Source organism: Planococcus soli (genome assembly GCF_016881065.1).
GTDB classification, from domain to species: Bacteria; Bacillota; Bacilli; order Bacillales_A; family Planococcaceae; genus Planococcus; species Planococcus soli.
Genome location: NZ_WXYN01000023.1, coordinates 1 through 13,254 on the forward strand (window position 1 = coordinate 1; position 13,254 = coordinate 13,254).

General features: G+C 46.0%; 13 protein-coding genes and 2 tRNA genes. 11 read left to right on the forward strand and 4 right to left on the reverse strand.

Annotated elements, in window-relative coordinates:
• Positions 1–42: 42 nt before the first annotated feature.
• Positions 43–133, forward strand: a tRNA-Ser gene (locus tag GJB59_RS12535).
• Positions 134–139: 6 nt separating this feature from the next.
• Positions 140–211, forward strand: a tRNA-Glu gene (locus GJB59_RS12540).
• Positions 212–224: 13 nt separating this feature from the next.
• On the opposite strand, the gene GJB59_RS12545 is transcribed toward GJB59_RS12540, so the two are convergent.
• A complete protein-coding gene (locus GJB59_RS12545; protein ID WP_142829535.1) occupies positions 225–1,190 on the reverse strand; it encodes a DMT family transporter in 966 nt (321 codons plus the stop codon).
• A gap of 121 nt (positions 1,191–1,311) precedes the next feature.
• The gene (locus GJB59_RS12550) at positions 1,312–2,223 is read right to left on the reverse strand and encodes a 1,4-dihydroxy-2-naphthoate polyprenyltransferase (RefSeq protein WP_142829533.1); all 912 of its coding nucleotides are present in this window, start codon (positions 2,221–2,223) and stop codon (positions 1,312–1,314) included.
• Between the two features lie 171 nt (positions 2,224–2,394).
• Here GJB59_RS12550 and GJB59_RS12555 point away from each other — a divergent pair, with 171 nt between their 5' ends.
• The 8 genes from GJB59_RS12555 (at position 2,395) to GJB59_RS12590 (ending at position 11,294) form a co-directional block, all read left to right on the forward strand.
• Positions 2,395–3,786, forward strand: a complete 1,392-nt coding sequence (locus GJB59_RS12555) for an isochorismate synthase (protein WP_142829531.1) — start codon at positions 2,395–2,397, stop codon at positions 3,784–3,786.
• On the forward strand, positions 3,773–5,473 hold the full coding sequence (gene menD, locus GJB59_RS12560) for a 2-succinyl-5-enolpyruvyl-6-hydroxy-3-cyclohexene-1-carboxylic-acid synthase (protein ID WP_142829529.1): 1,701 nt from the start codon (positions 3,773–3,775) through the stop codon (positions 5,471–5,473). The genes GJB59_RS12555 and menD overlap by 14 nt, the downstream gene beginning before the upstream one ends.
• Positions 5,470–6,297 (forward strand): 2-succinyl-6-hydroxy-2,4-cyclohexadiene-1-carboxylate synthase, encoded by an 828-nt coding sequence (gene menH, locus GJB59_RS12565; protein WP_142829527.1) that lies wholly within the window; start codon positions 5,470–5,472, stop codon positions 6,295–6,297. Before menD ends, menH begins: the two co-directional genes overlap by 4 nt.
• Positions 6,294–7,112: a 1,4-dihydroxy-2-naphthoyl-CoA synthase gene (menB, locus tag GJB59_RS12570; RefSeq protein WP_142829525.1), complete on the forward strand. Its 819-nt coding sequence runs from the start codon at positions 6,294–6,296 to the stop codon at positions 7,110–7,112. Before menH ends, menB begins: the two co-directional genes overlap by 4 nt.
• A gap of 63 nt (positions 7,113–7,175) precedes the next feature.
• On the forward strand, positions 7,176–8,609 hold the full coding sequence (locus GJB59_RS12575) for an o-succinylbenzoate--CoA ligase (RefSeq protein ID WP_142829523.1): 1,434 nt from the start codon (positions 7,176–7,178) through the stop codon (positions 8,607–8,609).
• Positions 8,600–9,661, forward strand: a complete 1,062-nt coding sequence (gene menC / locus GJB59_RS12580; protein WP_142829520.1) for an o-succinylbenzoate synthase — start codon at positions 8,600–8,602, stop codon at positions 9,659–9,661. The genes GJB59_RS12575 and menC overlap by 10 nt, the downstream gene beginning before the upstream one ends.
• A 180-nt stretch (positions 9,662–9,841) precedes the next feature.
• Positions 9,842–10,561, forward strand: coding sequence for an AAA family ATPase (locus GJB59_RS12585; RefSeq protein ID WP_142829517.1), 720 nt, complete (start codon positions 9,842–9,844; stop codon positions 10,559–10,561).
• A 121-nt stretch (positions 10,562–10,682) separates the two neighbouring features.
• Complete coding sequence (locus GJB59_RS12590; protein WP_185960103.1) at positions 10,683–11,294, forward strand: MOSC domain-containing protein; 612 nt, start codon at positions 10,683–10,685, stop codon at positions 11,292–11,294.
• 70 nt (positions 11,295–11,364) lie between these two features.
• On the opposite strand, the gene GJB59_RS12595 is transcribed toward GJB59_RS12590, so the two are convergent.
• Both GJB59_RS12595 and yidD read right to left on the reverse strand, forming a co-directional pair.
• Positions 11,365–12,357 (reverse strand): metal ABC transporter solute-binding protein, Zn/Mn family, encoded by a 993-nt coding sequence (locus GJB59_RS12595; protein ID WP_142829513.1) that lies wholly within the window; start codon positions 12,355–12,357, stop codon positions 11,365–11,367.
• 87 nt (positions 12,358–12,444) lie between these two features.
• Positions 12,445–12,675 (reverse strand): membrane protein insertion efficiency factor YidD, encoded by a 231-nt coding sequence (yidD, locus tag GJB59_RS12600; RefSeq protein ID WP_142829511.1) that lies wholly within the window; start codon positions 12,673–12,675, stop codon positions 12,445–12,447.
• Between the two features lie 108 nt (positions 12,676–12,783).
• Between yidD and GJB59_RS12605 the strand changes: the two genes are divergently transcribed.
• Entirely contained in the window at positions 12,784–13,230 is a 447-nt protein-coding gene (locus tag GJB59_RS12605) for a Dps family protein (RefSeq protein WP_142829509.1), read from the forward strand.
• Positions 13,231–13,254 lie beyond the last annotated feature (24 nt).

Sequence of the window (13,254 nt, forward strand, 5' to 3'; positions counted from 1 at the left end):
TGCGATGGTCGTAGGTTCGAGTCCTACCTTCGGAGCCATACTGGGGAAGTACTCAAGTGGCTGAAGAGGCGCCCCTGCTAAGGGTGTAGGTCGGGCAACCGGCGCGAGGGTTCAAATCCCTCCTTCTCCGCCAGTATTAGGCCCCTTGGTCAAGCGGTTAAGACACCGCCCTTTCACGGCGGTAACACGGGTTCGAATCCCGTAGGGGTCATCATAAAAAAGCGTCATGCATTCAATTGCATGACGTTTTTTTTCGTTCTAGCAGAAATATAGCTGTGAAGCATCATCCCAAGCATCACGAGCAATATGCCCAATAGTGATAAACCGGAAGGAAAAGCAATGGCTAGAAAAAGAACTTCACCTACTAAAGCAAATAAAACTTCCATCGATTGGGTAGCTTCAACCGCACCCAGTTTTTGCATATTTCCTCTGACCAAGTCTGTGGCTTTGAAGAACAGCACAGTGGCAATAACTCCTGAACTGATTGCGACGATCAAAGTTTGAAAGCTTTGAGAAGCTGTAGGACTACCAATCGTTACCAAGCCATAAAAGGACAATATCAGCCAAAATGGCAGGCTCGCTAAAGTCATCCCCAGAACACGCTGATAAGCATCCAATCGACCGCCGCATATGTCCATCATTTTTCGGTTGCCTAGTGGATATGCGAAAGCAGCGACGATGACTGGAACAAAACCAAACCACAGTGTTGCCGAAGAAACGGCTGCCACATGCTCTAACTGCATCAAGCTCACACCAGCCAATATGATAAAGGAAACTAACAGTCCCCTAATGGGAATTTTTCCTTTGATCTGGATAGTCTCTTTATTACTATGTATGGTAATTAGAAACAACGGAGCAAGTAAAGTGCCAGCAATAATGGTGATTTGCCATGTGCCTGCAATTAGCCAGCCTGGGGAATAGGCAGCTGCAAAACATAAGGGAGCGTAAAATAAACCGAATCCTACAAAGCTCCAAAGCAGCCAAGCTCTTTTGTTTCTGCTCATTTCTTTTAACAGCGGCTTTAAGTTCTTCCGGGAAAGAACGATGATCAATAAAAAGGGAATCATAAAAATATAGCGGAGAGAAGCACTCCAGATCCAACTCCCGCCGTCTGCTTCCATCGTGGCGTTCAAGACAAAAGTAAAGGCAAAGAAAAAAGCAGCTATAATGCCGATCAAAATGGGTTTCACTTTGTAACCTCCTTAAAAAGTGCCATTTAATTATTCATCTACTATAACGCATGCTTAGATTTCAACATAGTATTATTCAAACAAAAAAGGGATTCCATAGGGATCCCTTTTTTCGCAGTATTTATAGAAGATAATCAATCAGTAATCCGATTCCAAGCAAGAATGCGACAAATGTATTCGTTTTGCCTGTATCCTTCATGGCAGGCATCACTTTTAACGGTTCTGTGTAGCGTTTAAAGATCTGAACGACTTTGATGGGTTTCAGGACACTGAGGAAGACTAATAAAGCCCAAGGCGTCAGCATTCCGGTCGCAACAAGAATAACAATCCAGGCGTATGCCAGAATGAAGAAAGACAATAGTATATTGACTGCTGCTGGTCTTCTGACTAGTATCGCCAGCGTTTTGCGCCCGCTTTCTTCGTCACCCACAATGTCACGGATATTATTAGATAACATAATTGCTGCTACTAGCAAAGTGCTCGGTACAGCAAGCAAGGAAGCTTCCAGTGTAACCATTCCAGTTTGAATGTAGAAGGCGATGATGACAATCAGATAGCCCATTACCACTCCAGAAAAAAGTTCGCCAAAAGGGGTGTAAGCAATCGGATAAGGTCCACCGGTATATAGGTAGCCGATCATCATCGCCACTGCGCCAACGACCAAAAGCCACCAGCTGGTTTGTGAACAAATGTAGAGCCCGATGACCGCGGCGATTCCGTAAAATACTAAAGCTAAAGCCAAGACGGTTTTTGGTTTCACACCGTTTCGAACGATTGCGCCGCCGATGCCGACAGAATTTTCATTGTCGAGGCCTCTGGCGAAATCGTAATACTCGTTGAACATATTGGTGGCTGCTTGAATCAACAAACTTGCGACAAGCATCGCCAGGAATAAAATCCAGTCTATCGGGGAATAGTGTAAAGCGATCATTGTTCCCAGGAAAACGGGAGCGAAGGATGCAGTCAAGGTGTGGGGGCGGGTCAGCTGCCACCAGACGCGCCATCCGCTGTCAGCTTGTAGTGAATGTGTCATATCTATCTCTCCTTTAATTCTTTCCACTGTTCATTGTACTTCAAAATAGAAGGGAATACAGCAAATGATGTGCTGATTTTAGCAGAAAAGAGTATGATAGAGGATAGAGATTAAAAAGTAAAACAGTGAGTGGAATAAACGAGACGCTTGTCTTAAAACGGAGGTAATCAGGTGAATTCAGAATCGACTTCATCGACCCAGCAATCTGCGGAAAGCCATTACGAGGGCTACCGCTTTTATACTGAAACAATCGAAGTAACCCGCATGTCTGCTTTGGCATTTTTTGAAGCTGGAGGGGATGAATATGCCGGAAAACGCATGTATTGGCAAAATCGTGAAAAGACCTTTACACTCGTTGGAATTGGTCATGCCCATGTCCTGTCTACAAACAAACTAGCAGGGAGATTCGGGAAAATAAAGGAAGACTGGAAAAGTTTATGCCGCCAGATCGTTAATGAAGAAAGTTCTGTACAACCAGTTCTTTTTGGGGGCTTCTCATTCGATCCTTTGAACAACAAGCCGAGTGAATGGAGAAGGTTTCAGCAGGCTTATTTTGCAGTGCCGACTTTTCAATTGATTTTAAAAGGAGATCAGGCTTTTGTCAGCATCCATTTTATCACTAACCAGCAAGAAAGTTTTGCAGAGTTTGATGCGATGCGCAAAGAACGCGACAAACTGATTCACGCTGCTCAAGTATCAGAAGTGGATAAATACGATAAACCTCAGGCGACTGGGCGAACAGAGCTTAGAAAAGAAGAATACTTGGGATCTATTCAACAGGTTACAGATATCATCAAAGCTGAAGGGGTGGAAAAAGTCGTAATTGCGCGCACCTTAAAACTGGAATATGAACAGAAGCTATCTCCAACTGCTGCTTTGTATCAAGTTTCCAATGAACAACCTGAAAGCTTCTTGTTTGGTTTGGAAGCGGAAGAACAGTTTTTCTTTGGTGCAACACCTGAGCGGTTAGTGAAAGTGGAAGACCGGAAAGCGCTCTCGACGTGTTTAGCCGGCTCTACTCCGAGAGGGAAAACCGTCGAGAAGGATACCGAACTTGGTGAAGCCTTGTTAAAAGATCCAAAAAATCGCGCTGAACATCAATATGTCGTCAAGATGATCAGTGAAGTGTTTGAAGCGAATTGCAGCCGGACAATCGTTCCCAAGTTGCCGAAACTGATGAAAATCAGGGATATTCAGCATTTGTATACACCGGTTGAAGGTGAATTAAATTCTGGCTCAACTTTGTTTGATTTGGTGGAGGTTCTTCACCCGACGCCGGCGCTTGGCGGGGAACCGAAATTAAAGGCTTTAGAGCTGATCCGTGACTACGAAGCAATGAACCGTGGCTACTACGCAGCTCCGATCGGATGGATCGATGCCAAAGGAGACGGCGAATTTGCTGTCGCGATCCGTTCGGCTTTATTGGATGGTGAAAAAGCTTATTTATATGCAGGCGGTGGAATTGTAGCAGATTCCACGCCTCAATCAGAGTATGACGAGACATGGGTTAAATTCAGACCGATGCTTCGGGCATTGGGAGGTCAATTGAGTGACGAATCGTAAAGCATTAACCGAATACGTATCTGCATTTACCCATTCGCTGGTTGAACTGGGGGTGTCGGATGTTGTAATCAGTCCAGGGTCCCGGTCCACTCCGCTTGCATATGCCTGTATGAAACAGGAAGGGTTGACTGTATACCGGCAGATCGATGAACGCTCAGCGGCTTATTTTGCGCTTGGTATGGCGAAAGCTTCTGGCAGACCCGTAATGCTGTTATGTACATCGGGCACTGCGGCGGCAAACTATTTTCCGGCAGTCATTGAAGCGTATTATGCGCGAGTGCCGTTGATCGTCGTAACGGCAGATCGGCCGCACGAGCTAAGGGAAGTCGGAGCACCGCAAGCCATCAACCAGGTCAATTTGTTCGGAGCACATGTCAAGTGGGCGACGGATTTGCCGATGCCAGAGACGGAAAACCAATTGGCATTCTTGTCTCGCCATCTGCATCGCTCTGTCCAAAGTGCAAGCAGTGAACCGAAAGGGCCGGTACATGTCAATGTGCCGTTCCGGGAACCTTTGCGCATCGATTTTGAACAGGCTTATGAAAGTCTGGGGGAAATTGCTCATTTCGGTGGAGAAATGGCTTTATCGCCTAGCAGCCAGGAATTTTTAAAGAACCTGATGAAAAAAGAAAAAGGTCTGCTGATTGTCGGAGAAATGACTGCACCGATGCCGGTTGAATTCTGGAGTTTTATCCAACAGCTTGATTGGCCGGTACTTGCGGATCCTTTGTCGAATTTACGGGGGAATGTTCCTCCAGAAGCAAAGCATTTGATCATCGATTCTTATGATGCCTTATTGAAAAATGAAGCATTCAAGAAAGAGGCGACGCCTGAAGCCGTCATCCGGATCGGACCACAGCCGGTGTCGAAGCCGCTGTCTTTGTTCCTTGCTGGAGTGAAACCGAAAGTTTATGTGGTGTTTGATGAAAGTCCGATGCTGCGGGATGCACAGTCGCTGGCTACTCATCACATCCAATCGTCGGCGGCCGGCTTGTGGCAGCTGCCATTAGAAGTAAAACAAGCGAGCTCTTACCGTGAAAAATGGACAGCTGCTTCGGAGCTCTACTGGAAAGCTGTCAACAGCCATTGCAAGGAAGAGCTGGATGAAGGCGTTTTGGCAAAAGTATTTTTTGATAAACTGGAAGCTTGCGACCTGATTGTCGGCAGCAGTATGCCGATACGCGATGTCGATACTTTCTTTAATACAACTGAGCGGGATGTCATGATTTACGCCAATCGTGGTGCAAACGGCATTGATGGAGTGGTATCGACGGCATTTGGCGTCCAGGCGGCAAAAAGGCGTCCAGCGTATTTGTTTATCGGTGATTTGTCGTTTCTTCATGACATGAACGGATTGATTGCATCCAAAATGCAGCCGACGGATTTGACGATTGTCATCATGAATAACGATGGAGGAGGGATCTTCTCTTATTTGCCGCAGTCTCAGGAAGAGCGTCATTTTGAGGATTTGTTCGGAACGCCGACAGGGCTGACTTTTAGCGATGCAGCAAAAATGTACGATGCGCAATATGCTGCAGTCGAAACAGCAGAACAATTAGCACAGGCGTTGGATCAGCCAAAAGACAAAGCTGTGAAAATTATTGAAGTGTTCACCGACCGCCAGCACAATGTCGCAACACACCGCAAATTATGGAGCCGATTAGACGGGGAGCTGGCCAAGCAATGAAGCTGGCTATTAACGGAACCTGCTATCACCTTGAAATAATTAACGAAGACAAACAGGAAGCGGTTGTCTTTTTGCATGGCTTTACCGGCAGCACCAAAAGCTGGCAGCCCGTTATTGAAGCTTGGAACGAATCAAGAATCATTTTGATCGATTTGATAGGCCATGGCGAAACGGATTGTCCGGAAACAGTTGAGTCTTATTCAATGGATCGGCAGCTGGAAGATCTGGATGCTTTGTTTGAGCAGTTGAATTTGGAACGGCTGACGCTAGTCGGCTATTCGATGGGCGGCAGGACAGCGCTGGCTTATGCCTGCAGCTTTCCGGAGCGGGTCAAAGCACTGGTGCTGGAAAGTGCTTCTCCTGGACTTCGGAGTGAAACTGAGCGGCAGGAACGCCGGACGCGTGACGAGGGGCTGGCAGAACGGATTGTTGCTGGCGGGATAGAAAATTTTGTTGAACGCTGGGAAAACATCCCGTTGTTTGACAGCCAAAAATCCCTGCCAGATTCTTTGAAACGGACCGTTCGCGAAGAGCGTTTGGCACAGAATCCGGTTGGGCTTGCGAACAGCCTAAGGGGTATGGGAACCGGTGCACAAGCGTCCTATTGGGGGCGGCTGGCAGAGCTGGACATGCCGGTTTTATTGGTGACGGGCCGCTTGGACGAGAAGTTTGAGGCGATTGCCGCAGAGATGATGAAGCTATTGCCAAACGCTGTTCACAAAACTATCGATGCAGGGCATGCAATACATGTGGAAAAACCTGTTGAATTTGCTACAATAGTAAGAGAGTATTTAAGTTTGAACTATCAAGGAGGAAAATCATGACACGCGAGTGGATTACAGAACGTACATATGAAGATATCAAGTATGAAATTTTTAACGGTATTGCTAAAATCACCATCAACCGTCCGGAAGTGCGCAATGCATTCCGTCCGAAAACAGTTCACGAATTGATCGATGCATTTTCACGCGCACGCGATAACGCAGATGTAGGTGTCATTGTTTTGACTGGCGAAGGCGAAAAGGCTTTCTGTTCAGGCGGCGACCAATCAGTACGCGGACATGGCGGCTATGTTGGAGAAGATGAGATTCCGCGTTTGAATGTCCTAGACCTTCAGCGTTTGATCCGTGTTATTCCAAAGCCGGTCATCGCAATGGTTGCGGGTTATGCAATCGGCGGCGGACACGTTTTGCATGTGGTTTGTGACTTGACGATTGCTGCAGACAATGCACGTTTCGGACAAACAGGACCGCGCGTCGGTTCGTTTGATGCAGGCTATGGTTCAGGTTACTTGGCCCGCATCATCGGACACAAGAAAGCCCGTGAAATCTGGTACCTATGCCGTCAGTATGATGCACAGGAAGCATTGGATATGGGCCTAGTCAACACAGTCGTGCCTCTTGACCAATTAGAAGACGAAACGGTTCAATGGTGCCAGGAAATGCTTGAAATGAGCCCGACTGCACTGCGTTTCGTTAAAGCAGCAATGAATGCCGACACAGATGGTCTGGCTGGATTGCAGCAGATGGCTGGAGACGCAACCCTATTGTATTACACAACGGATGAAGCAAAAGAAGGCCGCGATGCGTTCAAAGAAAAACGCAAACCGGATTTTGGCCAATTTCCGCGTTTCCCATGATTATCGAATAATTGAAAGCTGTCCTCTCAGGGGACAGCTTTTTTTGAAGAAAGGATTTTTTAGATGAGCTATCCGAACTGGTTGAGCCAGCGAAGTTATTTGAGCGGAGACCGCATGGCCTTATCGTTTGAGGAAAAGCAATGGACCTTTTCAGAGATTAATGAGCTTGCGCTTGAATATGCTGGTAAACTGACTGCACTTGGCATAACAGCGGATTCGCGCATAGCGATCCTGGCTAAGTCCAACCCGCAATTTGTTTTTGTCATGTATGGCTGCCTGCATATGGGCTGTGAAATGGTCATGTTGAATGAACGGCTTGCAACAGCCGAACTGTCGTATCAAATTGAAGATTCTGGAGTGGATCACGTGTTGGTGGCGGATCAGCTAACAGATAAACTGGCGTCTTCCGGAGTGGTTTTATTTAGTGAGCTTGACGCAGCTGTGCCGGTCAGATTCGAACCGCAGCAACACTGGCGACAGGACCGCACCATTTCAATTATGTATACATCCGGAACTACAGGCAATCCAAAAGGCGTCCGGCAAACAGCCGAAAACCATTTTTCAAGTGCGGTATCTTCGGCGCTTAACATCGGAATTGCACCTGACGATGTGTGGCTCTGTTCTGTTCCGTTGTTTCACATCAGCGGCTTTTCGATTTTAATGAGATCGCTGATCTATGGCATGGGTGTGCGTCTCTATGAGAAGTTTGATGCAAAGCGCAGTGCCGAGGAAATTTGCAAGGGAACTGTGACCCATATGTCGGTGGTCGGGGTCATGCTGGAGCGCATTTTGAGCAATGTGGAAGAATCTCGATCGCATGCTTCTACTCGGTTTGAAGCAGTTCTTGCCGGCGGCGGACCGATTCCAGTCGCTTACATCAAGCGCGCAGAGAAATGTGGAATTCCGGTTTTGCAAACTTATGGAATGACGGAAACTTCCTCGCAGACCACAACTTTGCAATCGGCAGATGCAGAGCGGAAAATAGGTTCTTCAGGAAAACCGTTATTTTTATATGAGGTAAAAATAGATGATGCGCAAAAACCCGGAGACACTGGCGAAATCCTCATTCGCGGTCCTCAAGTGACGCCCGGCTATATTGGCAGGTTTAACGATCGGAATGTACAGGAAGACGGCTGGCTTCATACGGGAGACATTGGCTACTTGGATGCTGAAGGCTTTTTATTCGTCGTGGACCGGCGATCAGATTTGATCGTTTCGGGCGGGGAAAACGTCTATCCGGCTGAAATTGAGAAAGTATTGCTTGCCCATCCGGCTGTCCGTGAAGCGGGTGTCTGTGGTGCAGCAAGCGAGAAGTGGGGAGAGGTTCCTGTAGCATTCGTGGTGCTGAACAAAAAAGCGACAGCGGACGAGCTCTTAACATACTGCCGGGAGCAAATCGCGCCTTACAAAGTGCCCAAAAGGCTGTCATTTGTCGAGGCGCTGCCGCGCAATGCATCAAACAAACTCTTGAGAAGAGAGATGAGAACATGGCTGTAACAATCCGGGACATCCATTTAAAAACTGTCCGGCAGCCGCTGCGATCTCCATTCAAGGCGGTGCTGCAGCAGGTTGAAGAGCGGGAAATAATCTTGGTTTCGGTCACCGGTGATGTGGGGGATGTGGGCTACGGGGAATGTGTGGCATTTGAAACGCCTTGGTATACCGAAGAAACCATCACGAGCTGCCGTTTCGTGCTGGAGCAGGTTCTTGTGCCGCTGCTCATGAATAAAACCATTGGCAGTCCTCAGGAAGTATGGAATTTGTTTGCCGCTGTTAAAGGCAATAGAATGGCGAAAGCTGCCATTGAAATGGCGGTGTGGGATTTGTTTGCCAAGCAGCAAGGAGAGCCGCTATGGAAGTTTATAGGGGGCTCTCCGCAGCCTATTTCCGCAGGCATCGTGGTGGCGGCAGATCCTTTGAAGATTGAAGAGCAGGTGGCACTGGCTGCGCAATCCGGCTATAGACGGGTCAAAATAAAAATTCATCCGGATATGGAGGTTGCGCTGTTAAAATCGGTGATCGCTGCTTTTCCGGAGCTGCAGTTTTTTGCAGATGCCAATGGAAGCTTTCAGAAGGACAGCTTTAACCGGCTGCAGGCATTTGATGAAGTCGATTTTGCGTTAATAGAACAGCCTTTTGGCGAGCGGGAATGGGCATTGCATGCACAGGCAAAAAAAGAGCTCAAGACCAAAATCTGCCTGGACGAAAGCATTGCCTGTCTGGAAGATGTCCAGCAGATGATTGATCAGCAAGCAGGCGACATTGTGGTATTGAAAATGAGCCGGCTTGGCGGATGGACCGAAGCCTTGAAAGTGGTTAGGCTATGCCAGACGCATTCCATTGGGATGTGGGTCGGCGGCATGATTGAATTCGGTGTATCCAAAGCCCATAATTTGGCATTGGCTTCTTTGCCGGGAATTGTTTATCCAGGTGATTTTTCAGCCTCTCAGCATTTTTGGGAAAAGGACATTATCGATCCGGAAATTACAGTGGAAAATGGTAACATCCTTTTGAGCAATCGACCGGGAATTGGTTACCGAGTGGTCTGAATCTTTCCCGTTCAGGCGTTTTACATAAAATGAAAAAAAGTTGGAAGAGTTGTTTCCAGTTGGAAGATTATGTGAGACAATGAATAAAAATTATATGAGTTGTATACCTATGAGTGTTAACGTTTCTTCGAAGTTGCTGTTTTATAGATTGAAGAAAACAATCGGCAAGGAGGTGAGCTGGTGTTTTTAAATCGGATCAGTTTAATGAAACAGGATGTTGAAGATTTTGGGGAATATCCATTTACTGTCCCTTCGATCAATAGTTTAGAACAGTTGGATTTGAGCAATGCGGTCACTTTTTTTGTTGGAGAGAATGGATCGGGCAAATCTACGCTGCTAGAAGGGATTGCGGATAAATGCGGATTTAATACAGCAGGCGGCGGCCGCAATAATATGTATAGTGTGCATGCATCAGAGTCTGTACTGGGTGATTACCTCCGGCTCTCGTGGATGCCGAAAGTGACAAATGGTTTTTTTATGCGGGCAGAATCTTTTTATCATTTTGCCACTCATCTTGAAGACGTTGACGAAGATGGCTTTCAATCATATGGCGGCCGTTCTCTGCATAAGCAATCTCATGGGGAATCGTTTTTATCGTTGTTCTTAAATCGCTTTAACGGACGTGCCTTGTATTTGCTGGATGAGCCGGAAGCGGCGTTATCTCCACAGCGCCAGTTAACATTTTTACGAATTTTAAAAGACATGACAGCAGAAGAAGATTGCCAATTCATTATTGCCACTCATTCGCCTATTCTCTTGGGTTATCCAGACGCCAAAATACTGAGTTTTGATGGGGATTTCATTGAAGAAATCGATTACGAAGAGACAGACCATTACCGGATTACTAAATATTTTCTTGATCACCGTGAAAAGTTTTTAAAAGAAATACTGGAAGATTGATTATGAATTCTAGTAAAAAAATGTTGGTTGAATTTTGCATATTGATAAAAAGGTGGGGTGGCATGTGAGAAATTCCGAGAAGGCAGTTATCAAAAACTTTGCTGTCGGACTGCCTGAAAACATGGCGTATGGAAACGGCAAGGAAATGATAACGGCTATTCGAAAACAGCAAGTTCAAGAAGCGTTTTTAAGCAAAGACGGTTTCTTTGGAGATGGGGTTGCGGATATAAAGCATCACGGGGGACCGGAACGTGCTGTGTGTATTTATCCACACGAACATTACGAACACTGGAATGGCCATTTTGAAACCCAACTGCCTCGTGCTGCTTTTGGGGAAAACTTGACGGTAACGAATATGCTGGAACGGGATATTTGCATCGGTGATATTTTTCAAATTGGGGAAGCGGTAATTCAAGTGACGCAAGGAAGGGTTCCTTGCAACACCATCGACAGAAGGCTTGCTATGAAGCCATTGCTGAAAGAAATGGTGAAAACGGGGTATACCGGGTATCTATGTCGTGTACTGGAAGAAGGCATGATCAGAGCAGACTCAACTATTCGGCCAGTAGCGAAAGATCCTCAGAAAGTGTCTGTTCTTTATGCTAATGAAATCAATTTCCACCGAACGAAAGACATCGATGGGCTTGTCAAAGTGCTTGAAGCGGAAGAGCTGGCGGATGAATGGCGGCAGTTTTTGACCAAGCGATTGATTAAATTGACTGCTGGCAGCTGAATCAGCTGTTTTCTAAATTGAAAAAGCACTGCAGCGAAATTTCGCTGCAGTGCTTTTCACTCCACTTTTACTATTTAAGAATCGTTTCAAGTACTTGCAAGTTTTTTTCCATCAATGTGAAATAAGTTTCTTCATTATCAATATTTTCCTGTGTCAAAACACCAAGATTGTGCATTTCAATTGCTTCAGCACCGACTTCGTTTTGGATAACTTCGGTCAGGTTGGAGGAAACGTTTTGTTCAAAGACGATATACTCGACATTTTCCTCTTTTGCCTGATCCACAATTTCTGTCAATTCTTTTTGCGAAGGTTCGTCCTGGCTATTCAATCCGGCAATTGCAACTTGCTCAAAGCCATAGGGCTCTGACAAATAACTGAAAGCCGCATGGGAAACAAAAAAAGTATCTTTGGCAACACGATCAGACAAAGCCTCGAAAGAACGATCCAAAGTTTCCAGTTCCACCACCAATTCCGTAAAATTGCTTTCGTAGGTTTCTGCATTTTCCGGATCTGCTTCTGCCAGTGAATTCTTAATTGACTCTGCCAGTTTTTCGCTCAGCACCGGAGACATCCATACGTGAGGATCTGTCGAACCGTGATCATGGCCATCGTGGCTGCCGGCTTCTTCTTCATGAGCTTCTTCTTCATGAGCTTCTTCTTCATGGGATTCTTCTTCATGACCAAGTGCAGCTTCCAGCTCTTCGTCTGAAATTTGGTCAGCAGTGGCTACAAACTCGACATTTTCATTTTGCAGCGTTTCTTTTGCACTATCAATAAAACCTTCCAGGCCAAGGCCGATAGAGAACATCAAGTCTGCGTCTGCCAGCCCGATCATCTCCTGCTGGGTCGGTTCAAAAGTGTGTTCGTTTGAACCAGCCGGATAAATCGACTGCACATCAACCAAATCGCCAGCGATGCGTTCAGTGAAATAAGTCAGCGGATAAACCGTCGTAAAGACCTGCAGCTTTTCAGGATTCTCATCGACACTTTGCGCTTCTTCACTTGTATCGCCGCAAGCGGCTAATAGTAAAATTAAGGATACTAGCAATAAATTTTTTTTCATGTTAACCCTCCAAAATGTAATCGTTACGTTTTAATGACTAGTTGAATACTACAGGATGATTCGAAAAAACACAAGAAAAACCACCAATTATTTTTTTGGTGGCCATTCTTCCGGAACAAAATCGATACCGCCTTTATTGAAAGGGTGACAGCTTAGGATGCGTTTAACTGCCAAATATCCACCTTTTAATGCGCCGTGCTTTTCTACAGCCTCGATGCCGTAATGGGAGCAGGTCGGATAGAATCGGCAGCTCGGGGGCGATAAAGGGGATATGAACCGCTGATAAAAGCGGAAAACTTTCAGTAGCGCTGTCTTCATGGTCGGTCAGCTCTTTTCGGATGAAATACTTCGTATGTTTATTGTAGGTGGATTAGAGGTATAAATAAAGTATAAGAGCTTATCAAACTAATTGGAGTGTGATTGGAAATGTCAAAAGAATTAAACCAGGAATTGAACGTTCAAGTGGCGACATGGTCAGTTGCCTATACAAAATTACATAATTTTCATTGGTATGTGAAAGGGCCGTCGTTCTTTACGTTGCACGTGAAGTTTGAGGAATTGTATAACGAAGCAACCCTTCATATGGACGAAATCGCTGAGCGTTTGCTGGCGTTGGGCGGGAAACCCGTTGCGACAATGAAAGAACAGCTCAAGCTGTCAGTCATTGATGAAGCAAGCAGCAAGGAATCGGCAGAAGACATGGTCGATACAATTGTCAGCGACTACGACAAAATTATGAAATCCTTGAAAAAGGGCATGGAATTGGCGGCTGCAGATGGCGATGACATGACAGAGGATATGCTGAATGCTGTCCATCAAAACCTTGAAAAACATTCTTGGATGTTATCAGCATTTCTTGGCGAAAAGAAGTAAAATAGAGTTATACAAGCGTACACT